Consider the following 23,046-nt stretch of genomic DNA (forward strand, 5'->3'; position numbering starts at 1 on the left):
GTAAAGCATGCGTAATCTGATCATCAGCGCCGCCCTCGTCGCTGCAAGCCTGTTCGGCATGACTGCCCAGGCTGCCGAAGCCCCCGCTGCCCCTTATGTTGAACTGAGCAATCCAGTTCCGGTAGCCGTTCCGGGCAAGATCGAAGTGGTGGAACTGTTCTGGTACGGCTGCCCGCACTGCTATGCGTTCGAACCCGTGATCAATCCTTGGGTCGAGAAGCTGCCTTCCGACGTGAACTTCGTGCGTATCCCTGCCATGTTCGGCGGCCCTTGGAACGCACACGGCCAAATGTTCCTGACGCTGGAAGCCATGGGTGTCGAACACAAGGTCCACGCTGCCGTATTTGAAGCCATTCAGAAAGAACACAAGAAGCTGACCGACAAGAATGACATGGCGGACTTCCTGGCCACCCAGGGCGTCGACAAGGACAAGTTCCTGGCCACCTTCGATTCCTTCGCCATCAAGGGCCAAATCGTCAAGGCCACTGACCTGGCCAAAAAATATGAAATCTCTGGCGTTCCAACCTTGATCGTCAACGGCAAGTATCGCTTTGACGTGGGTTCTGCTGGCGGCGCCGAACAAGCCCTGCAACTGGCCGACAAGCTGATCGACAAAGAGCGAGCAGCTAACAAGGCGGCCTCCAACTAAAGGCTGCACCCACCATGCGCCGCTGGGGAACTGAACGCATCGTTGGCCTGCATGATCCGCGGGTCAACGAGCATCATCTGGAATCGACGGGCTTGCCCGAAGACAGCCGTTTGCGTTTGCTCAGTTTCAATATCCAGGTCGGCATCAGCACCGAGCGCTATCGGCATTACCTGACCCGGGGCTGGCAACACCTGTTGCCGCACACCGGGCGCGCCGACAATCTGCAGAAAATCGGCAGTCTGCTGGGCGACTTCGATCTGGTCGCCTTGCAGGAAGCCGATGGCGGCAGCCTGCGCTCTGGCTACGTCAATCAAGTCGAACATCTGGCCCAGCTCGGTGCCTTTCCTTACTGGTATCAACAACTCAATCGCAATCTCGGACGCCTCGGCCAGCACAGCAATGGCGTGCTGAGCCGCCTGCGCCCGTGGGCGATCGAAGACCATCCGCTACCGGGGCCGAAGGGTCGCGGGGCGATTCTGGTGCGCTTCGGCGAAGGTCCGGAAGCGCTGGTGGTGGTGATGATGCATCTGGCACTGGGCGCACGAGCCCGCAGCCTGCAACTGGCTTACATCCGCGAAGTGATTGGCGGCTACAAGCACCAGGTGCTGATGGGTGACATGAACACTCACGCCAGTGACTTGCTGCAAAATTCCCCGTTGCGCGACCTCGGCCTGCTCGCCCCGCAACTGGAAGCGACATTCCCCAGCTGGCGCCCGCAGCGCTGCCTGGACCATATTCTGCTGAGCCCGACCTTGACCCTTGAAAAGGTCGAGGTGCTGGCCCAACCCATTTCCGATCACCTGCCGGTCGCGGTAGAAATTCGTCTGCCGGGTTCGCTCACGGCCGATGCATTGCCCGCGTTGAGTCCTGCCCCTCGCGGAACCCCCGAATGAGCGACGAAGCACAGCGCTGGAAAGAGAAGTACCTCAAAAGCATCGAACAACAGGAAAAACTCGAACGTCGTTGGGATGCCCGCCTCGACTTGCTGCGTCGCGGACTGGTACGCAGCACCCTGGCGGCGGAAGGCACCGACCGAGCCGTTGACCAATGCATGAAGGAAATGCGTGAAGTCGTGCGTACCGATGAAATGGACGCCGGCCTGGCCGCCCTGATCCCGCGCCTGGAAAAAGCCGTGCTCGACTCCGAGCAGCGTCGGGAAACCCGAGTGAACCAGACCAGCGCGGCACTGACCGCACTGGTCACTCAGCTGCAAACATTGCCGCTGCCTCGGGAAGTCAGCCGACCACTGAAGAATTTCGCCAAACAACTGGATAACCGTGTCAGCCAGGCTCGAGAAATTCCGTTACTGCTCAGTGAACTGAGCGGTTTGCAAGGCAAAGCCTTGAGTCAGCTGGATAGCCCCGCAGAACCCGGTCGCCCGGGTCTGTTGCAACGGCTGTTCGGCCACCGCGAGGCCGATGATGCAGCCATGCAGGTTGCCCCTGTCGCTGAACAAGCCCCATCGCAACGCCTGTCGAAGCAGGCTCGGCGCCGGCTGCCGCGACATTGCCAACAACCGGCGAACTCGCAGCGGCCGTCGATCAAACGTACGTAGACGTTCCAGACCTGATTATCGTGGCCGCCGAGCCACAAGCTATCCAGGCATCACCCGATATGCCGCAGCCCGCTGCTGCCCCGGCGCTTGCTCCACAAGTCCTCGATCCGCAACATGAATCCGCATCACTCCCCGCAGCACAAACCCGAGCGGATCAAACCGACGAATCAGCGATATCCGCCGAGTCACCCGCGCCCCAGGTCGAGCCGGCAATCAATCCCGACGAGTTGACGCATGCAGAGCTTCCCGCCCCGCTGCCACTGCCTTCAGCCATGGCTCCCGGCGAGCCGGAGCAGCCCGGGCACGACATGCTCTACGCGCTGCCAGACTCCCCCGAGCCGTCATACAGCTCGGTGGCCAAGCACATCGAAGACACATTGCTCGGCCTGCTCGACGATCTCACGCTCCCAGAGCGTCATCGCCCGCAAGCCGAGTCGATGCGCGACCGATTGAAAAACGGCTTGAATTGGTACGAGTTGCTGCCGATCCTCGATGATCTGGCTACCTTGATGCTGGCGATCTCGGACAGCGGCCAGCATGAATTCGAAGCCTATTTACAGCATCTCAACGAGCGCCTCGAATCGTTCCAGAGCAACCTGCAAGCTGCCAGCGCCGGCCATGCCGACAGCCGTTCCGCCGCACAGGCCATGGACACGCAGATCCGCGAACAGGTCGACGGCCTGCAGACCAGCATGCACGAAGCGGCCAGCCTGGACGATCTCAAGCACGTTCTGGAAAATCACCTTGAAGCCCTGCTCGGTACCATGGACCAACATCGCAAGCAGCGCGACGAGCGCGAGCAAGAGGTCACAGGCCGACTGCACAGCCTGGCCGAAAGGGTGGCTCACATGGAGCAGGAAGCCCTGGGTTTTCGCGAACATCTCGAGGAACAGCGCCAGAAAGCCCTGATCGACCCTTTGACCGGACTGCCTAACCGCGCGGCCTGGAGCGAACGGCTAGACCAAGAAATCAGCGAATGGCAACAACACGGCAATACATTGATGCTGGCCATGCTCGACCTCGACCACTTCAAACGCATCAACGATAACTACGGTCACCTGGCGGGTGACAAAGTGCTGAAAATCATCGCCACTGTGTTGCGCAAGCGTCTACGCGGGACGGATTTCATTGCCCGGTTTGGCGGTGAAGAGTTTGTACTCTTGCTGCCGTCAACGGTGCCGGCGGCTGGCATGAAACTGCTGGAACACCTGCGTGCGTCGATCGAAGCCTGCCCATTCCATTTCAAGGGTGAGCGGGTGACGGTCACCATTTCAATGGGCCTTACCGCGTTCAAACCTGGTGAACATAGCGATCTGGTGCTCAAAAGAGCCGATCAGGCGCTATATCGCGCAAAAAATGCGGGGCGCAACCGGGTGGAGCTGGGTTAGGCGGCAGGCTGAGGGATAATTGTTCCATTGTGTTGAAAACTGCGCGATTGCCCGCCGTACGCAAGGCAGTACGTTACACTGTTGCATTACTGTCTTGCGTGTATTGCCCGCCATGAAATTTCTCGCTCTCATTTTGTCGCTGCTTCTACTGGCCGGTTGCGCCAACGGCCCCCGCTACGACACCAGTCATCCCTCAGCCAACCACGACAGCCGCATCCAGTTCGTGGTGGTGCATTACACCAACGCCTCACTGGAACGTTCGCTGCAACTGCTGACCCATGGCGAGGTCAGCAGCCATTACCTGATCGGCGATGACAAAAACGCGACTATCTACAAACTGATGGATGAAAACCAGCGGGCTTGGCACGCAGGGGAAAGCCAATGGCAGGGCCGGACCTGGCTGAACTCCAGCTCCATCGGCATCGAAATCGTCAATCCGGGCTTCAAGGACACCCCGACCGGGCGCCTCTGGTTTCCCTACAGTGAAGCGCAGGTCCAGTCCTTGATTGTCCTGCTCAAGGACATCAGCAAACGCTACGCCATCAGCCCTCGCAGCATCATCGGCCATAGCGACATCGCGCCACTGCGCAAGCTTGATCCGGGGCCTCTGTTTCCATGGAAGCGTCTGGCAGCGGAGGGTATTGGCATCTGGCCGAACGAGCAAAGTGTGGCGCGATTGCAAGTACAGTTCGAACTACAGCTGCCGAGCATCGGTTGGTACCAGGCACAGCTGGCCCGCGTGGGTTATGAGATTGCGCAGACCGGTGAACTGGATGTCGCCACGCGTCATGTGATCGCAGCGTTCCAGATGCATTTCCGACCGTCCCGCTTCGACGGCACGCCAGATGCGCAAACGGCGGCGCTGCTTCAGGTGTTGAATCAGACAAAATAATGACGCCCGCCCGACGGTCAGCGCTTTTTCCCAATCAGCAGCTATAACTCATTGGTAAATTGTCGGAAATTTCCATAATGCCTGCTGCTCGAGAGACATTCCGTAGGTGGTTCCATCGTCCTTGGTTTTTGGCGATGCTGGCGGCTGTCCTGAGTACAACTTTACTGATGGCGGGCAGCCTGTTCATCGCCATGCATCAAGTCGAGCAGAATGAAAGTCAGGAAATGAATGCCCAGGGCGAACGCTTCCTCGCCCGTCTGGAGCAACTGTTCGGACAATTGCGCGAAAGCCTCGACGACCTGGAAGCCCAACCGCTACGCAGTTGCGATGATGAAATGATCGCGACGCTGCAACAGGTCAGTTTCAATTACCGTTTCGTATACGAAGCCGCTTACATGGACGCCTCGCGGATCTGCTCCAATCGTCCGCGCCAGGAAGGGTTGTCGCTGATACGAGCCCCAGACATCAAAGGCCCTACCTACAGCTACTGGCTGAACACCACCACCGAACCCGATGAAAACCGTGCCGCGCTGATGCTCGGGCGCGGCAATTTCCGTGTGGCGACATCGCGCGGGCATTTGACGGATATGGTTGACCTGTCTCCGGGAAGCAGCCTGCTGGTGGTACTTGACCACGGCACGCGGGCGATTCCGGTGCTGGGGGCGCCGCAGTCTTGGCCGCCGACCGAGCAGTGGCCGCCGAAAAGCCGTGATGCGCTGCAAGTTACCCAGACGCGTTTGATTTACCGCATGCCTACCGACAACCCGGAATACCAACTGGTGTTGATCAGCCCGCGCGGTGGCAACCATATACCGCCGGTGTGGTGGTGGTTGTTGCCGGTCTGTGTGGGGCTTGCCTTTTGTGTGGGTTTTCTGGTGTTTCTGTTGGTACGCCAGCGGCAGTCTTTGGACGCTGAGCTGACCGGCGCCATACGCCGGGGCGAACTGCAGGTTTTGTATCAGCCGATCTTCGACCTCGACAGTCGCAACTGCGTCGGGGCCGAGGCCTTGCTGCGTTGGCGTCGGCCGGACGGGACACTGACCAGTCCTGACCTGTTCATTCCGATGGCGGAGAACACCGGGCAGATCCGCCAGATGACGGATTTCGTCCTGCAACGTTTGCTGGAGCAGCTAGGGCAATTGCTGCGCGCCAACCCACAGCTGTATATCTCGGTCAACCTGGCGGCTTGTGATGTGATGGTGCCGCGCATCGGTCAGGTGATGGCGCGCTTGCTGACCCTGCATCGGGTCGCCGCCAAACAAATTGCTTTTGAGGTCACCGAACGCGGGCTGATCGATGTGGTGGTGGCCCGGGAAAACCTGCAAGCCTTGCGCGATGTCGGGCATCAAGTGCTGATCGATGACTTTGGCACAGGCTATTGCAGCCTCGCCTATCTGCAAACGCTGCCCGTGGATTGCCTGAAGATCGACAAAGCCTTTATCGATGCGCTCGGCCATGACGCGGCCAGCAGCGGCGTCGCCCCGCACATCATCCACATGGCGCAATCACTGCACCTGAAGGTCATTGCCGAAGGCATCGAGCATGAAGCCCAAGCGGCGCTTCTGAGCAGTGAAGGTGTGAAGTTTGGTCAGGGCTGGTTATTCGCCCATGCGCTGAGCGCCGCGCAGCTCATCGAGCTGATTACCCGTGGCCGCCGGTTGACCAAGCGACGCCTGGATGATGAAGCGTAAAGCGCGCTACACCGTTAATGCCATGTAGAACTGCGTGCCCTGCCCCGGTCGCGAATAGACGCCCATCCGCCCGCCGTGCAACTGCACGATTTCCTTGCATAACGCCAGGCCGAGCCCGGCCCCGCCCTTTTTACGACCGACCTGCACAAAGGGCTCGAATATTCGTCCTTGCTGCCCGTAGGCAATGCCTTCACCGTTATCTTCAACGCTGATGATCACCCGATCGCCATGGCGCCGGGCCTGCAAGCGTATGAGACCGCCCGCAGCAGTGTGGCGCAGTGCATTGTCTATCAGGTTGTCGAGGACACGGTCCAATTGCGGCTGATCGGCCTGCAAGCGCGGCAACGGCCCCTGCACTTCCACCAACAGCTTGATGCCTCTCTCTTCAGCAACGCTGGAGAAGCGTATCTGCGCCTGCTCCAGCAAATCTTCGATGGAACACGGCGCCAGGGTGAGTTTCTGCAAGCCGTTCTGGTACCGCGAGAAATTCAGCAGGTCGTTGATTAACTGCATCAGGCGCTGCATTTCTTCATTCACCGTGTCGAGCAGATCGGCTTCACGAGAGTCCGCGGCGAAATGCGCGCGCTCGCGGAACAGGCCGAACGCCATGTGCATGCCGGTGACCGGCGTGCGCAGCTCGTGGGAGGCACGCAGCACGAACTCGCTGCGCACTCGTTCAAAAGCGCGCTGCTCGGTGACGTCATGCAGCACCATCACCGCACCGAGAATATGCCCCTGGGTATGACTGACCGGTGTCAGGCTGAAGGTCAGTAACCGCGTCTCGCCATCGACCTCGATGCTCAAGTCTTCGGGCGCCCGTTCCAGCGTGCCGCCGCGCAACACCAATTGCAGCTGTTTATCAAGCTCAGGACGCTGTAGTGCCGCGCCCAGCCCGTGACCGACCCGATCGTCATCCCAGCCCAATTGGCGCTGCGCCACGGGGTTGAGGTGCTCCAGATGCCCTTGGCGATCGATCATTAGCAAGCCGTCGTCAATGCTGTCGAGCACTGCCTGCAGGCGCTGCTGACCGGCAAACAGCTCATCGATGTTGGTGGCCTGATGCTCGCGCAACGCCTCGGCCATGAACCCGAAGCGTTTGGTCAACTGGTTGAGTTCAACCGCCGAGGAAACCGGCAACGTAACGTCGAAATTGCCCTGGCCGATGTCGTCCGCCGCCTGCGCCAGAGCCTCAATGGGCTCGCCAAAACGCCTCGCGATGGCATGAGCGGTCACAAAGCCGATGATCAACACTGCCAGCCCCACCAGGCCGAGCAGGCCAGCGATCAGCAGTGCACGTTCACGGGCTTGGCGCTCGGTATCGCTAATGTTATCCAGCGCACGCTTGTGTTCGGCAATCAACCCGTTGCGCAGGGCGTTGAATTTTTCAGTGAGCTCATCGTTGCCGCCCAGCATATGTGTTGTATCAGGCGAAACTTCGTATGCCCTGATAAAGCTCAGGTAGTCATCCTTGGCTTTTTTGAAACCGTATTCGTTGCCGTCGTTCGCCGGTTCTTGGGCGATGCCTTCTTCCAGCAGTTGGAAGTAATGCTGCTTGGAGGCTTCGAAGGCCGACGGATCAGGTTGCTCGCTGAGCATGATGATCAACTGGTCACCCAGCGTTTGACGCAGCTTGAGCCCGATATCGAGGGTGATGAAGTTGTTGCGCACCAACGCTTCCTGGGTGCCGGCCATCTGCAACACGCTGACAAGTCCGAGCAGCAGCCCGAGCAGCGCCACGGTGATCAGCGCGGAAATGCTCAGGAAGAGCCGGGTCCGCAACTTCATCGCCAGTTTCATCGGCGGCGGCTCACAAGTTGTACTGTTTGCGTTTGCGATACAGTGTCGACGCGTCGATGCCGAGGGTCTTGGCGGCCTGGTCCAATGTTCCGGCAGTGGCGAGCACCGCGCCGATATGGGCTTTCTCCAGCTCATCCAGACTCAAGGCAGCGCCGATGCGCGGTGCATTGTTGACCGGTGCTTCGGCCATGCCCAAGTGGCTGATCTCAACCCGCTCCTGTGGACAAATTATGCTCGCCCGCTCCACCACGTTGCGCAATTCGCGAATGTTCCCCGGCCAGCGATAACCCAGCAACGCTTCACGTGCCTCATCACTGAAACCCCGGGCCGGGCGTGCGTACTCTTTGACGAAGCGCGCCAGAAAGCGGTCGGCGAGATTAATAATATCTTCCCTGCGCTCGCGCAACGGGGGCAGGTGTAAGGTAATGACGTTCAGACGATAGAGCAGGTCTTCCCGAAAACGACCGTCGCGGACCATGTCTTCGAGGTTTTGGTTGGTGGCCGCGAGGATGCGCACGTCGGCGCGGCGGGTGATGGGGTCGCCCACACGTTCGTATTCTTTATCCTGGATGAATCGCAGCAACTTTGGTTGCAAAACTAGCGGAAAATCGCCGATTTCGTCGAGAAAAAGCGTGCCGCCATCAGCTTGATTGACACGACCCAAGGTGCTCTCGCTGGCCCCGGTGAATGCTCCCCGACTATGGCCGAACAGTTCGCTTTCCATGAGCTCTGCGGTCAGCGACGGGCAGTTGATGGTGATGCAGGACTTCTTCGCCCGCTTGCTCCAGCCGTGAATCGCCTGAGACAGCTCGCCCTTACCTGTACCGGACTCGCCTAGAATCAAGATGTTGGCATCAGTGCTGGCGACCTGGCGGGCCGTTTCCAGCACTACTTTCATGGCCGGGCTGTGGGAGTCCAGACCATCCTTGGGTTTGCGCACCTCGCCTTCCAACGCTTCCAGGCGCGCCGACAGTTGCCGTACTTCCAACTGCTTGGCGGTGGCCAGGCGCAATTGATCCGGGCTGCATGGTTTGACCAGGTAATCGGCAGCGCCTGCCTGAATGGCATCTACGGCGGTGTCCACAGCCGAATGCGCGGTGACGATCACCACTCGCATCCAAGGCGCTTGAATACGCATTTGCGCCAATACATCGAGGCCGTTGTCTTCACCCAGGCGCAAATCGAGAAAGCACAGGTCGAAAACCTGACGTTGCAGCAACGCGTCGGCTTGTGCGGCGCTGTTGGCAGTCGCCACGCTATAGCCTTCGTCCTCGAGGCAATAGCGGAAGGTACGCAGGATAGCGGACTCATCATCCACCAAAAGAATACGGCCTTGATGCTCAGTGGCGGATTCCATTTTCCTGCACTCCTTAATGAATGATCTTGGTTAGTCCCGTAAAAATCGGGCAAGTTGCATGGTTCATTCTGATCCATTTCCCGGTTTTCGCCTGATTTTGTGAGCCTTTTATAGATAGCTTCGTTTCAGACGATGAATTACGTCTTTTTCTGACAGCTACGCCCTCCTATCAATTCAAAAAAATTGTGATGCAAGCCCAATCGATCGTGCATTACGCACGACCACGTCAAGGCCCATCGTGCAGGATGCGTCCGAACAGCCTTGCTACGCCATTCTAAATTATTGATTTATATATATTTTTCTCCACAAAAAATCTGGCACGCCCGCTGCAATATTTTGAATAACGCAGGGCAATAACAACACGCCCTCAACCCGATTACCCCCAGAGTGGGAGGAGCTTCAGGATGAATCGCCAACGTGCCACCCAATTGCAGCTCTCGCCACTGCATCTGCAGCAAGGCTTGTTTGCCGTATTGGCGCTGTTGATCACCTTGATCGGCGGTCAACAGGTTCTTCGCTGGGAGCAGAGCCAGCAGCAAGAAGGGCCAAGCGTTTCGTTTCAGCACTCGACCCAGACCCACTTCAGCGCCGCCAGCAGCGCAATGGTCGACAGCACCTCGATGCGAATGATGGACGTCGACCAACACCAGGCGTTGAATGAAACGCCTCGCCAGGAACGCTGGGTGTTCTAAGTTCACACGCTTGGCGCGCTCGCTGCGCCGGGAAACGCACCACCACTAGCAGCACCTCTAAATAGAAGTGTAAGGAGAATCACCATGTTGAGCTGGGCAATTACATTCTTGATCATTGCCATTGTCGCCGCCGTACTGGGCTTCGGTGGTATCGCGGGCACCGCCACGGGTATCGCCAAGATTCTCTTTGTCGTGTTCCTGGTGATGTTCATCGCTTCCTTCTTCTTTAGCCGTCGCGGTCGAGGCTGAACAGAATCAAGAAAGACGCGCATTGCTTCTTTCCCATTGCGTCTACCCGAGGAAGGCCGGCGCATGACCAAGGGGTCGGGATGTTCTGCCTGCTTCAGGGGCGGAGTGACCTACGGGTACAGGGAGTACCTGCGCGAGGGCCGGGTCAGGAAAAGCTGCGACGCAAGTTCGCCAGTCAATTGCGACTTGACGGACTTGCGAAGAGCTTGATTGCGCAAACCGTTGAGTTAGAGCTATTCATTCGTTCCACCCTCCCCCCCCCCCGCAATTCGCCTGTCTCGATGGAAAATACTTTTCCCGGTGTTTCACCATCGACCGTATATCGAGAAATATAGCGTTTCTTTCGCCGTAATTAATCCGACCGCGCTCTGGGATTTTCCCGAAATTCTCCCTCTCTTCGACTGATCAAAAAACATTCAATCTGCGCTGTGATGACCGGTTCACGGCACTTATGCCTGCCGAATTGTCGTATTCGAACCGGTTGGGACGCTAGTTTCTGGATAAAAACCTCATGCCGATTCGGCATAGGGTAGGCGTTTACGGCATTAGACGCCGCACCCGTGCATCGGAATAGTTGCGCCTTTTTTCGCCTGCCAGAGAGCCATAACAAGCGCTCCGGGGCTCCTTATACGGGGGCAGATGCACACGACCTTTTCGCCACAAGCGTTGCAGTTCGTGCATTTGTCCGAGTCAAACTGAAGTAAGGGTAAAAATATGAAGAAGGCAAAACTTAGCCTCGCCTGGCAGATCCTCATCGGTCTGGTATTGGGGATTGCAATTGGTGCGCTGCTCAACCATTTCAGTGCCGAGAAAGCCTGGTGGATCAGCAACGTTCTGCAACCGGCAGGCGATATCTTTATCCGTCTGATCAAGATGATCGTGATCCCGATCGTGATCTCCTCGCTGGTTGTCGGCATTGCCGGCGTTGGTGATGCGAAAAAGCTCGGCAGCATCGGCCTCAAAACCATCATTTATTTCGAAATCGTCACCACCATCGCGATCGTCGTCGGTCTGCTACTGGCCAACCTGTTCCATCCGGGTGCCGGCATCGACATGAGCACCCTGGGTACTGTGGACATCTCCAAGTACCAGGCTACGGCGGCTGAGGTTCAGCATGAACACGCGTTCATCGAAACCATCCTCAATCTGATCCCGTCCAACATCTTCGCGGCCATGTCCCGCGGCGAAATGCTGCCGATCATCTTCTTCTCGGTACTGTTCGGTCTCGGTCTGTCGAGCCTCAAACCCGAGTTGCGCGACCCACTGGTAACGATGTTCCAGGGCGTATCGGAAAGCATGTTCAAGGTCACTCACATGATCATGAACTACGCCCCGATCGGCGTTTTCGCATTGATCGCGGTAACCGTTGCCAACTTCGGCTTCGCGTCCTTGCTGCCGCTGGCGAAACTGGTGATCCTGGTTTACGTCGCCATCGCCTTCTTCGCCTTCGTGGTACTGGGCCTGATCGCTCGCCTGTTCGGCTTCTCGGTGATCAAGCTGATGCGCATTTTCAAGGATGAGCTGGTGCTGGCCTACTCCACCGCCTCCTCCGAAACCGTGCTGCCGCGCGTGATCGAGAAGATGGAAGCCTACGGTGCGCCAAAAGCCATTTGCAGCTTCGTGGTGCCGACCGGTTACTCGTTCAACCTGGACGGTTCGACCCTGTACCAAAGCATCGCGGCAATCTTCATCGCCCAGCTGTACGGCATCGACCTGTCGATCAGTCAGCAACTGCTGCTGGTCCTGACCCTGATGGTCACCTCCAAAGGCATCGCCGGTGTACCGGGCGTGTCCTTCGTGGTGCTGCTGGCCACCTTGGGCAGCGTAGGTATTCCACTGGAAGGCCTGGCATTCATCGCCGGCGTGGACCGCATCATGGACATGGCGCGTACCGCCCTGAACGTGATCGGCAACGCCCTGGCCGTGCTGGTCATCTCTCGCTGGGAAGGCATGTACGACGACGCCAAGGGCCAGCGCTACTGGAACTCCCTGCCGCACTGGCGCAGCAAAGAGAAGCTGCCGGCTGGCGAGACTTCCAGCAACTAACGCAAACCCCGTGTAGGAGCGAGCTTGCTCGCGATGGTGGCAGGGGCACCGCATTTATCCAGAATGCCCTCGTCATCGTTGACGTCCATCGCGAGCAAGCTCGCTCCTACATTGGTCCGTGCATATCGCACTAAACAAACCCCGGAGAAATCCGGGGTTTGTCGTTTCTGGCCACCCCGCTATCATTCGCCCATCTTTTGGGGGATTTGACTGATGCTTAATGGCCTGTGGCTTGGCTTCTTCATCGTGGCCGCCGTGTCGGCGCTGGTGCAATGGCTGATCGGCGGTAACGCAGGGATCTTCGCGGCGATGGTGGAAAGCATTTTCGCCATGGCCAAGTTGTCGGTCGAAGTCATGGTCCTGCTGTTCGGCACCCTCACCCTCTGGCTGGGCTTTCTGCGCATCGCAGAGAAGGCCGGGATCGTCGAATGGCTGGCCAAGGCCCTCGGCCCGCTGTTTCTACGTTTGATGCCGGAAGTGCCGCCCGGTCACCCCGCCATCGGCTTGATCACCCTGAACTTCGCCGCCAATGGTCTGGGCCTGGACAATGCCGCCACGCCAATCGGTCTCAAGGCCATGAAGGCGCTGCAGGAGCTCAACCCCAGCGACACCATCGCCAGTAATGCGCAGATCCTGTTCCTGGTGCTCAATGCGTCATCGCTAACCTTACTACCGGTGACCATTTTCATGTACCGCGCCCAGCAAGGCGCGCCCGACCCGACGCTGGTGTTCCTACCGATTCTGCTGGCCACCAGTTGCTCGACCTTTGTCGGCTTCCTGTCGGTGGCGTTCATGCAACGCCTGCGGGTCTGGGACCCGGTGGTGCTGGCCTATCTGATTCCCGGCGCGCTCGCCCTCGCCGGCTTCATGGCGTTCCTCGGAACGCTCTCGGCCACCGCGCTGTCCGGCTTGTCGTCGATCCTCGGTAATTTGACGCTATTTGGACTGATCATGCTATTTCTGCTGATTGGTGCACTGCGCAAGGTCAAGGTCTACGAAGCATTCGTCGAAGGTGCCAAAGAAGGTTTCGATGTAGCGAAGAATCTGCTGCCGTACTTGGTGGCAATGCTCTGCGCTGTGGGCGTACTGCGAGCGTCCGGGGCGCTGGATTTTGGCCTGGACGGTATTCGGCACCTGGTGGAATGGGCCGGTTGGGACACACGCTTCGTTGATGCCCTGCCGACCGCGATGGTCAAGCCGTTCTCGGGCAGCGCCGCGCGGGCGATGCTGATCGAAACGATGAAAACCTCGGGCGTGGACAGCTTCCCGGCGCTGGTGGCTGCGACGATTCAAGGCAGTACCGAGACCACGTTCTATGTGCTGGCCGTGTACTTCGGCGCGGTGGGCATCCAGCGCGCACGGCATGCTGTGGGGTGTGCGTTGCTGGCTGAGCTGGCGGGCGTACTGGGCGCCATCGGCGTCTGCTACTGGTTCTTCGGCTAACTACCGCCCCTGTAGGAGCGAGCATGCTCGCGATGGTCGTCAACGATAACGCTGGCAGCCTGACACCCAGCGGCGCTCTCGGGTTCATCGCGAGCATGCTCGCTCCTACAGGGAAGTCATTGGATTCATTGGCTCAGGGTCTCGGCGCCAGATTCTGTCCTTGCTCGACCGCCCAAGCCACCACCTGCGCGGTCAGTTGATCGCTCGCCTGGCCAAACCCGGCGACCACCGCCGGCACCTTCACATCGCTCAACGGCTGACGTACTTCAAAGCGACGGCTGGCGAGGATTCGCTGGTCATAGCCGCGCACCAGCAACGCATCCAGGCGCATCACCACGCCCGCGCTCGTGCCTTGGTATTCGGTCTGGAACGCCTGCAAGTTGCCGCCCAGCTCCAGGTCTGCCTGGAAGTTGCTGTCGTCGGTGCTGAGCAACGTCACCCGACCATCGCGCTGGAAACCATCAAGCAGACGATTACGCAGCAGCACCGGTGCAGGGTCGCTCCAGCGCGAGCCCTTGTAGCTGATGATCACATTTCCTTGGGGAATTACGGCAATGTTCGGGCTGTTCAATATCTCACTGGCCTGGAGCTTGTTCAGGCGCAGCGACCAGCGCTGCGGCGTGGTGTGACTGGCCGGCACGCTGCTTTGCGCCGACGGCAATCGATAGACATCGAACGGCTCGGACTTGGGCAGGATCGAGCACGAGCTGATCATCGTGAAGCTGGCGAGGAGGACGAGTGAGGTCAGCTTCATGGGGTGAATTCCTTGTTCTTGTCACTGCCCAGCAGGTAGCCGCTGGGGTTGGCCTCCAGACGTTGGGAGATGGTGCGCAAAGAGGTCAGGGTTTCCCGCAACTCGCGCACTGCCGGGGCCAGGCCATTGAGGCCCTGCATGCCGCTGTTGAGCGAATCCTGATTGGTGGTGAGCAATTTGTTGATCGTCGCGGTGCTCTGTTCAAGCGACTTCATGGCCTGATCGGCGCTGCCGAACACTTGCTTGCCCTGATCGTTGAGCAAACCGTTGGCGTTGCGCATCAGCGCCGATGTCTGTTCCATCATGGTGCTGGCCTGCTTGCCGACCGAAGCCAACTGCTGCATGGCCACGCGCAGGTCGCCGCGCTGCTCGGCGATGGTGCCGGTGGTTTGCTCCAGATGTTCAAGGGTATTGCTGATGCGCTCGATGTTTTCCGTCGAAACATAAGGTTGGCGTTGTGCATCAACATGTTCACGCCGGCCATCAAGTCGTTGCTGTCGTTGAGCAAACGGGCGATGGGCGAGGGCGCGGCCACGATGGTCGGCAGTTTGCCGTCCTTGCCCTTGAGTGTCGGGCTCTGTGGCGTACCGCCGCTAAGCTGGATGATCGACGTCCCGGTGACCCCGGTCAGCGCCAGTTTGGCCAAGGTGTCTTCCTTGACCGGCGTATCACCGCCAAGACGGATCCGCGCCAGCACCCGGCGCGGGTCTTGCGGGTCCAGACGCAGTGACACCACGTCGCCGACCTTGATACCGCTGTACTGCACGGAGCTGCCCTTGGACAGCCCACTGACCGCCTCGTTGAACACGACTTCGTAGTCCTTGAACTCAGTGTCGACGCTGGACTTGGCCAGCCACAAGCCGAAAAGCAGGGCGCCCGTCACCACAATCACGGTGAACAGGCCGATCAATACATGATGGGCTCGGGTTTCCATGTCAGACCTCGTTGAGCTGTTGAGCGGCCGTCAGCGCCGCGCGGCCACGAGGGCCGTGGAAATATTCGTGAATCCACGCGTCGTCGGTTTCCGAAACGACATCAATGGCATCGGCCACCAACACTTTCTTCTGCGCCAGCACCGCCACCCGGTCGGTGATGGTGTAGAGCGTGTCGAGGTCGTGGGTCACCAGAAAGACACTTAACCCGAGCGCATCGCGCAGGGTCAGGATCAATTGATCGAACGCGGCGGCCCCAATCGGATCGAGACCGGCCGTGGGTTCGTCGAGAAACAGGATGTCCGGATCGAGTGCCAATGCCCGAGCCAGCGCCGCACGCTTGATCATGCCGCCGGACAAGGACGCGGGATATTTGTCCGCCGCCGACAGCGGCAGCCCGGCCAGAGCGAGTTTCACTGCCGCCAGATGCTCGGCATCGTTGCGGCTCAGACCGGCGTGTTCGATCATCGGCAGGGCGACGTTCTCGGTCACCGTCAGCGAAGAAAAAAGGGCGCCTTTCTGGAATAGCACGCCAAAGCGCCGTTCGACCAACGAGCGCTCCTGTTCGGAGAGTGTCGGCAGGTTTTTGCCGAACACCTTCACCACACCTTCACTGGGCTGGCGCAAGCCGACAATGCTGCGCAACAGCACCGACTTGCCGCTGCCGGAGCCGCCTACCACGGCGAGGATTTCGCCCTTGTACAAATCCAGGTCAAGGTTCTCGTGCACGCTTTGGCTGCCGAAGCGATTGCACAGCCCACGGACTTCGATCACCGCTTCGGCGGGCGCTCGGGGTACACGACTCACCAGCTCATCTCCATGAAAAACAGCGCGGCCACGGCGTCGAGCACGATCACCACGAAAATCGACTGCACCACGCTGGAGGTAGTGTGCGCACCGACTGATTCAGCGCTGCCGCTGACCTTGAAACCTTCCAGACATCCGATTGCGGCGATCAGAAAGGCAAAAACCGGCGCTTTGACGATCCCTACCAGAAAGTGCTGAACGCCGATGTCCGATTGCAACAGCGACAGGAACATCGCCGGCGAAATATCCAGCGACACCGCGCAGACTACGCCGCCGCCAACAATCCCCGAGACCATCGCAAGAAAGGTCAGCATCGGCAACGCGACCAGCAGCGCCAAGACTCGCGGCACTACCAGCAATTCCATCGGATCGAGACCCAGGGTGCGGATGGCGTCGATTTCTTCGTTGGCTTTCATCGAACCGATCTGAGCGGTGAACGCACTGGCGGTGCGGCCGGCCATCAGAATCGCGGTGAGCAATACGCCGAACTCGCGCAGGAAGGCAAATGCCACCAGGTCCACGGTAAATACACTGGCACCGAAAGTGGTCAGCACGGTCGCCCCGAGAAACGCCACCACGGCACCCACCAGAAAGGTCAGCAGGGCGACGATGGGCGCGGCGTCGAGGCCGGTCTGTTCAATGTGCGCGACCATCGGTGTGATACGCCAGCGTTTGGGGCGAAACAGGCCGCGGATGATGGTTTCCAGAATCAGGCCGACGAAACCCAGTAATTGCAGAGTGTCCTGCCAGACCGCGTCCACCGCGCGGCCGATGCGGGTCAGCAATTGAATGCCGACGCTGATTTCCGGTTCCTTGATGGGCACGCAGAAATCCGTCAGGGAGCGATAGACCGTTTGCAGCAAAGCGCGGTCGGCGGAGGAAATCGTGCAATCGGGGTGTTCGGCGGAGCGCCCCAGGCGCTCGGAGCCCAGCAGTTCCACCAGCAGCGAGGCACCCGCCGTGTCGAGGGCGCCGAGGCCGTTGAGGTCGATGCGGGTGCTGTCGTCGTATTGGCCTTCGAGCTTGCCGCTCAGGCGCTTGAGGTCGGCGTAATGGGCGAGCGTCCAGTCCCCCGTAACCCGTATCTGAGGCGGGGTGTGCGAGGTGTCCAGTTGGGCATTGCCGGCCACTGTGTCGCTGGTCATAAGCTCCGTGCTTTCTCGGCTATTTACGCAGATCTACGTAATAGCACGAACCGGATTACTTTTCTTTGATCGGTGTGCTGTCGGTGATCTGGAAGCGCAGCACGCCGATAACTTGTCCGTCTTCGGTCAGCACCCGGACCTGCCATTTACCTGCAGGGTTGCCGGGGAAGTTCTGCTTGTGGGTCCAGGCCCGGTAGCCTTCCTTGCGGCCGCCGTGGATGTCCAGCGCAATGCGGTCGACCTCTTTGCCGTTAAACTGCCAGACGTGATAAATCCGCTCGTCGAGGCCGCGCGGGGCGTTGATCGCGGTGTAGGCGTACAAGCCGTCTCCACGGATCTGGTCGGCGCTGACCTCTTCCAGACTCTTGCCTGGCGTGCGGTCCTGCATTTGCGTGCTGATGGCTACGTCGGTCATCCACAGCGTCGCCGGCGGCACCCACGAGCGCAGCACCCAACCCACACCGCCAATGCCCAGGGTAATACAAAGGATCGCCAGGGCGTTGCGTACGGTGCGGATCGGGAAGATTGAAGCGAGGCTCGGGAATGACAACAGCACAGCGATGCCCAGCGCCCATTTGAAACTCTGAGAGGTGGTCAGGTGCATGATCACGGGCAACGCGGTGAGCAGGGCGGCGAACAGGGTCAGCGTATGCAACGCCAGGAACGCCCAGCGCCGCGGCGCCAGCCACTTGTAGTACAGCGGATCGGTGATGGAAATCAGCGCCGCGATGCCCAGCAGCCCGGTGAAGAACAACTGGCCGCTGTTCCAGGTGGTGGTGATGAAAAAGAACGGCAGGACGAAGAACAGGCTTTCCTGATGGATCATCTGCGTCGCGTAACGCAGCAGCGGCTGGGGAATTTCTCGCTTGAAGATTTTGGTGAACAAGCGGGTCAGGCTGTTTTCCAGCATCAGCCAGACCCAACTGATCAGCATGATCGTGGTAATCCATGTCGCCAGACCCTGTTGCCGATCTACCAGAATGAAGCTGCCGACCCCGGAGATAAAACCACCGAGTGCGATGACCCCGGGGTAGCGCTTCATCAGTTCGAGGATGCGCTGTACGAAAAGGGTCAGGGTCGGCATTCGGCGGTTCACAGTAGTCGTAGGAAAAATCCCCGACAGGTTACCGCCGGCGGGGCGGTGTGGCGAGGGCCACATCGCCCTGTAATTGGATGGACTCGCCCAAGCCAAGGCGTCAACGATAACGCGTGTTTACTGGATAAACGCATCGCCTGTAAGTCCTTCGCTGGCAAGCCAGCTCCTACAGGGGGCATTTATCGGCTGCGATGAATGCGCCAACCCACCAGTCCAAGCACCAGCAGCCCCAACACCCCGGCAATCGCCCACAACAACTGATCATCACTGAGCAACGGCTTCTCGATCCGTACATACCCCGGTTGCATGAGCAATTCGCGCATCGCCTTGTTCGCTTCCTCAAGAGTCACCCCTTGCAGCTCTCTGGCCGGGTCGGCGAAACGGCCGTCCTCGTAGTCCCCGATGGCGCTCCAGTAGTAATCTGCCAGCGCACTGTTGCCTTGCACCGCCCACGCCTGGCGGGCGATGGCGGCCTGTTTGAGGCGGTTGAAGGTCTGGGCATTCAGGCCGTCCTTTAGCAACCCGGCCTTCAATTCATCCAGCACCTTTAATGCCTCGTCCACATCGTCGCGCTCCAGATCGGCATTGAGGCTCATGAAGCCGACACCGCCAAATACCTCACGCTCGGCCCACGGTCCGTAGGACAAGCCGTGCGCCAGGCGCAACTGGCGATAGAGCGCCCAGTCCAGATAGTCCTTGAGCAGATCGAAGGTTTCGTCGTGCTGATCCTCCAACACGGGTTCCGGTACCAGCCAGTGCAGCTTGGCCCCACCGCCGACAAAGCCGAGTGTCAGGTTGCGCTCATGGGCGGCGCTGGCCTGAATTTGCGGCAGCGCCGGGTGATCGGTCGGTACGATCGGCTTCAGCGCGCCATAGGTCCGATCCAGATAGGCCGGCAGCAAGCGGTCAAGATCACCGACCACAATCAGCGTCATGTTGTTGGGTGCGTACCAATCCTCGCGCACCTTCTCCAGTTGTTCGCGGGTCAGCTGACCGACCTGCGCGCGCTCGGAACATTTGAGACCCAATTCAACGGCCAGTTGATTGCTGGCGGTATGACCCAGGTCCTGGCGATCCAGCCAGCGCTGCAAATGCGAGTAATGGCCGCCGTCCTCGCGCTCGACTACTTGCTTGGCGGCGCTGATGGCGTTGTCATCGAATCGGGTCTGAGTCAGCAACGCCAGCAGCAGGTCGAGGACTTTACGCTGGTTTTTTGCCGGGGCTTCGATCACGAACGTGGTGTCGGCGTTGCTGGTGAAAGCGTTCCATTCGCCACCCAGCGCTTGCATGCGCTCCTCCAGGCCGCCTTCACCGCTGGCGTCGACGCCGCTGAACAGCAAGTGTTCGAGCAGGTGCGGCAGCTCTTTCTCGGCACAGCTGAAATCATCGATACCGACACCGACAACCAGCCGAATCGCCACGTGCCCACGTTCGGCGCCGGGTTTGAGCAGCAATTGCAGACCGTTACGCAGAGGGTAGCCTTCGACCTGGAAGCGATCCAGGGCAAACGAGGGGAATGAGCCAAGCAACAGACAGGCGAACAACAGACAACGCATAACGAGCTTCCATACGGCTGATTGGAGATCCGTGTCGTCAGTCAGGCCGTCTTCGCGAGCAAGCCCGATCCCACATTGAATCGGGTTGATCTCAGAAGAGTGACCAACTCGAAACCTGTGGGAGCGGGCTTGCTCGCGAATGACCTTCAAGCCGAACCAATGCTACTGACCGACCACACTGCAAGACGTTCAAGGCGAATGCGTGATGTCAGCCAAATCATCAACAACCAGTGCACCCGTGTCGGACGTTTCCAACACCACGTAGGCACTGCTGCAAAACAGCGAATTCAGACGCTTCATATCGGCGATCAACTCCAGGTGCAGGGAACTGGTCTCGATACTCTGCACGATCTTACGTTGCAGACGGCTGACATGTGCATGGGCCAGGCGGCGTTCCTGTGCGCGAAAGCGACGTTTCTCACGCAGCAACTGACGGGCACTTTCCTTGTCGGCGCTGAGAAATACCGACAAACCCAGGCGCAGATTGGCAATCAACTGGCTGTGCAACCCCGCCAGCTCTTCCAGACCCACTTCGGAAAATGAGCGGTGCTGGGAGGTTTTCTGCTGCTGAACCTTGCGCAGCATGCGTTCGATCAGATCACTGGCGAGTTTCAGGTTGATCGCCAGCTCGATGATTTCCGCCCAGCGCCGGCTGTCCTGGTCGCTGAGGTCTTCTCGGGGCATTTGCGCCAAATACAGCTTGATGGCGCTGTACAGTGACTCCACATCGTCGGTCAGGCGACGCACTTCCTGGGTGACGGCGGTTTGTTTGCCGTGCAGCACGTCGAGCATGGTTTCAAGCATGTTGTCGATCAGGTCGCCCATGCGCAGAGTTTCCCGGACCCCGTTGGCCAGCGCCAGGCTGGGGGTGACCAGCGCGGTTGGATCAAGGTGGCGCGGCTTGGCCATGCCATTGATTTGCGGACGCTCCGGCAGCACCCACGCACAGAACCTGGCCATCGGCCCGACGCTGGGCAGCAAGATCAGACAGCGCGCCGTGTTGTAGAGCAGGTGGAAGCCGATGACCATTTCCTGGGGGCTGAAGTTCAGGCTGTCGATCCAGTGAACCAGCGGACCGAGCACCGGGATGATCAGCAACAGGCCGATCAGTTTGTACAACACACTACCCAACGCCACCTGGCGTCCCGCGGCGTTCTGCATGCTGGTGCTGAGAAACGCAAGAATGCCGCTGCCGATATTGGCGCCAATCACCAGCCCGATGGCTACCGGGAGGCCGATCACCTTGGCGCCGGCCAGGGTCGCGGTCAGCAGCACCGCCGCCAGGCTGGAGTAGGAAATCATCGCGAACAATGCACCCATCAGGGCATCGAGCAGGATATCGCCGGTCAGAGAGGCAAAAATCACCTTTACCCCTTTGGCATGGGTGATCGGCGCGGCGGCCTCGACGATCAGTTGCAGCGCGAGAATGATCAACCCCAGACCAATCGCGACACGGCCCATTTGGCCCAATCGAGTCTGTTTGCGCGACAGGAAGAAAATCACCCCGAGAAAGATCAGCAGCGGCGACAGCCAGGACAGGTCGAAGGTCAGCACTCGCGCCATCAGCGCCGTACCGACATCGGCCCCGAGCATGGTCGCCAGCGCCGGGGTCAGCGCCATCAGGCCCTGACCGACGAACGAGGTGACGAGCATTGCCGTGGCGTTGCTGCTCTGCACCATGGCGGTCACCACGATCCCCGAGAGGAATGCCAGCAAGCGTTTTGACATGTTCCGGCCAATGACGTGGCGCAGGTTGGAGCCGTAGACCCGCAGGATGCCGGTTCGGACGATGTGCGTGCCCCAGATCAACAAGGCCACGGCTGAGAGCAAATTGAGCAGGGTGAGCATGCAGGCCCCCTGTGGTGGTAGCGCCCCAAAGGAGCAAGTCGACGGTACCGTGCGACGTTCTACGTTTTGTACTTAAGCTGTAGTTGGCTAACGGTCTGGGCGCCAGCATCGCATAGCTAAAGAAGTGATTGAAACAAAACTGTCATGAAAACAGCTTGATGCAGGCAAGCAAAAGGGGTCCGAAGGCCCCTCGCAATTCGCTTTCTGTAGGAGCGAGCATGCTCGCGATGGAGGAGTGCTCACCGTGGGGTGTCAGGCACCCAGCGTCATCGTTGACGACCATCGCGAGCATGCTCGCTCCTCCATAGGCCCCGGTTTATTGACCCGGAATGTCCTTGCGCAGTTTCACTGGATCCTGCTGCGTCTTCTTTTTCGCAATCGCGGTACGCATCTTGATGTTGATCGCTTCAACCGCCAGCGAGAACGCCATGGCGAAGTAGACGTAGCCTTTTGGCACGTGCACGTCAAAGGATTCGGCAATCAGCACGGTACCAACGATCAACAGGAACGAAAGCGCCAGCATCTTCAGCGAAGGGTGCTTGTCGATGAACGAGCTGATGGTGCCGGAAGCCCACATCATCACCAGCACGGCCACGATGATCGCCGCGACCATCACTGGTACGTAGGAGACCATGCCGACGGCGGTGATCACCGAATCCAACGAGAACACGATATCGATGATCGCGATCTGGATGATGGTGTAAAGGAAGTTGCCACCCTTGCCGCCCGGCTCCTCGTTGGTTTCGTCTTCTCCTTCCAGCGCGTGGTACATCTCTTGGGAGCTTTTCCACAGCAGGAACAGGCCACCGAAGAACAGGATCAGGTCACGCCCGGAAATACCCTGGCCGAACGCTACGAACAGGTCGGCGGTTAGGCGCATGACCCAGGTGATTGACAGCAGCAACAGAATCCGCGTGACCATGGCCAGCGCGAGGCCGAAAATCCGGGTGCGCTGTTGCATGTGCTTGGGCATGCGGCTGACCAGGATCGAAATCATGATGATGTTATCGATGCCCAGGACGATTTCCAGGGCGGTCAGGGTGAAGAAGGCAACCCAGATCTCAGGGTTGGTCAGCCATTCCATGTGTATTCCTTTGAGCGAGTGTTAACCACAAAGGGTCCGGGCTTCAAACAGCGAAGCCTGGACCC

17 protein-coding genes and 2 pseudogenes are annotated in these 23,046 nt (G+C 59.3%); 9 read left to right on the plus strand and 10 right to left on the minus strand.

Annotation, left to right across the window (positions count from 1 at the left end):
- The first annotated feature begins 7 nt into the window (after window positions 1-7).
- The 5 genes and pseudogenes from dsbA to CES87_RS00345 all read left to right on the plus strand — a co-directional run bounded on the left by dsbA (window position 8) and on the right by CES87_RS00345 (window position 6,175).
- Complete coding sequence (gene dsbA / locus CES87_RS00325; protein WP_128604478.1) at window positions 8-649, plus strand: thiol:disulfide interchange protein DsbA; 642 nt, start codon at window positions 8-10, stop codon at window positions 647-649.
- 14 nt (window positions 650-663) lie between these two features.
- Complete coding sequence (locus CES87_RS00330; RefSeq protein WP_128604479.1) at window positions 664-1,542, plus strand: endonuclease/exonuclease/phosphatase family protein; 879 nt, start codon at window positions 664-666, stop codon at window positions 1,540-1,542.
- Window positions 1,539-3,592: pseudogene (locus CES87_RS00335) on the plus strand (diguanylate cyclase). The gene CES87_RS00330 and the pseudogene CES87_RS00335 overlap by 4 nt, the downstream one beginning before the upstream one ends.
- A 112-nt stretch (window positions 3,593-3,704) precedes the next feature.
- A complete protein-coding gene (locus tag CES87_RS00340) occupies window positions 3,705-4,484 on the plus strand; it encodes an N-acetylmuramoyl-L-alanine amidase (RefSeq protein WP_128604480.1) in 780 nt (259 codons plus the stop codon).
- A gap of 77 nt (window positions 4,485-4,561) precedes the next feature.
- Entirely contained in the window at window positions 4,562-6,175 is a 1,614-nt protein-coding gene (locus CES87_RS00345) for an EAL domain-containing protein (protein WP_128604481.1), read from the plus strand.
- A 6-nt stretch (window positions 6,176-6,181) separates the two neighbouring features.
- Here CES87_RS00345 and CES87_RS00350 read toward each other — a convergent pair whose 3' ends face one another.
- Both CES87_RS00350 and algB read right to left on the minus strand, forming a co-directional pair.
- Window positions 6,182-7,972, minus strand: coding sequence for a KinB sensor domain-containing domain (locus tag CES87_RS00350; RefSeq protein WP_128604482.1), 1,791 nt, complete (start codon window positions 7,970-7,972; stop codon window positions 6,182-6,184).
- Window positions 7,973-7,982: 10 nt separating this feature from the next.
- Window positions 7,983-9,329 carry a sigma-54-dependent response regulator transcription factor AlgB gene (algB, locus tag CES87_RS00355; protein WP_128604483.1) on the minus strand — a complete coding sequence of 449 codons (1,347 nt, stop codon included), beginning with the start codon at window positions 9,327-9,329 and terminating at the stop codon, window positions 7,983-7,985.
- A gap of 404 nt (window positions 9,330-9,733) precedes the next feature.
- Here algB and CES87_RS00360 point away from each other — a divergent pair, with 404 nt between their 5' ends.
- The 4 genes from CES87_RS00360 (at window position 9,734) to CES87_RS00375 (ending at window position 13,759) form a co-directional block, all read left to right on the plus strand.
- Entirely contained in the window at window positions 9,734-10,021 is a 288-nt protein-coding gene (locus tag CES87_RS00360; protein WP_128604484.1) for a hypothetical protein, read from the plus strand.
- 84 nt (window positions 10,022-10,105) lie between these two features.
- Window positions 10,106-10,270, plus strand: coding sequence for a DUF1328 domain-containing protein (locus CES87_RS00365; RefSeq protein WP_020798027.1), 165 nt, complete (start codon window positions 10,106-10,108; stop codon window positions 10,268-10,270).
- Between the two features lie 714 nt (window positions 10,271-10,984).
- Entirely contained in the window at window positions 10,985-12,316 is a 1,332-nt protein-coding gene (gene gltP, locus CES87_RS00370; protein WP_128604485.1) for a glutamate/aspartate:proton symporter GltP, read from the plus strand.
- 213 nt (window positions 12,317-12,529) lie between these two features.
- Window positions 12,530-13,759: a nucleoside recognition domain-containing protein gene (locus CES87_RS00375; protein ID WP_128604486.1), complete on the plus strand. Its 1,230-nt coding sequence runs from the start codon at window positions 12,530-12,532 to the stop codon at window positions 13,757-13,759.
- A 133-nt stretch (window positions 13,760-13,892) separates the two neighbouring features.
- Here the strand turns inward: CES87_RS00375 and CES87_RS00380 are convergent, their stop codons facing one another.
- The 8 genes and pseudogenes from CES87_RS00380 to CES87_RS00415 all read right to left on the minus strand — a co-directional run bounded on the left by CES87_RS00380 (window position 13,893) and on the right by CES87_RS00415 (window position 22,981).
- Window positions 13,893-14,513: an ABC-type transport auxiliary lipoprotein family protein gene (locus CES87_RS00380; protein WP_128604487.1), complete on the minus strand. Its 621-nt coding sequence runs from the start codon at window positions 14,511-14,513 to the stop codon at window positions 13,893-13,895.
- Window positions 14,510-15,447: pseudogene (locus CES87_RS00385) on the minus strand (MlaD family protein). Before CES87_RS00385 ends, CES87_RS00380 begins: the two are co-directional and overlap by 4 nt.
- A gap of 1 nt (window position 15,448) precedes the next feature.
- Entirely contained in the window at window positions 15,449-16,252 is an 804-nt protein-coding gene (locus CES87_RS00390) for an ABC transporter ATP-binding protein (protein ID WP_128604488.1), read from the minus strand.
- Complete coding sequence (locus CES87_RS00395; protein WP_128604489.1) at window positions 16,249-17,397, minus strand: ABC transporter permease; 1,149 nt, start codon at window positions 17,395-17,397, stop codon at window positions 16,249-16,251. Before CES87_RS00395 ends, CES87_RS00390 begins: the two co-directional genes overlap by 4 nt.
- Window positions 17,398-17,452: 55 nt before the next feature.
- Complete coding sequence (locus CES87_RS00400) at window positions 17,453-18,481, minus strand: DUF5924 family protein (protein ID WP_128604490.1); 1,029 nt, start codon at window positions 18,479-18,481, stop codon at window positions 17,453-17,455.
- 191 nt (window positions 18,482-18,672) lie between these two features.
- Window positions 18,673-20,049, minus strand: a complete 1,377-nt coding sequence (locus CES87_RS00405) for a pitrilysin family protein (protein WP_128604491.1) — start codon at window positions 20,047-20,049, stop codon at window positions 18,673-18,675.
- A 189-nt stretch (window positions 20,050-20,238) separates the two neighbouring features.
- Window positions 20,239-21,897 (minus strand): Na/Pi cotransporter family protein, encoded by a 1,659-nt coding sequence (locus tag CES87_RS00410; protein WP_128604492.1) that lies wholly within the window; start codon window positions 21,895-21,897, stop codon window positions 20,239-20,241.
- A gap of 316 nt (window positions 21,898-22,213) precedes the next feature.
- Entirely contained in the window at window positions 22,214-22,981 is a 768-nt protein-coding gene (locus CES87_RS00415) for a TerC family protein (RefSeq protein ID WP_128604493.1), read from the minus strand.
- Between the last annotated feature and the right edge of the window lie 65 nt (window positions 22,982-23,046).

This window comes from Pseudomonas sp. ERMR1:02 (assembly GCF_002277815.1).
Classification (GTDB): Bacteria; Pseudomonadota; Gammaproteobacteria; order Pseudomonadales; family Pseudomonadaceae; genus Aquipseudomonas.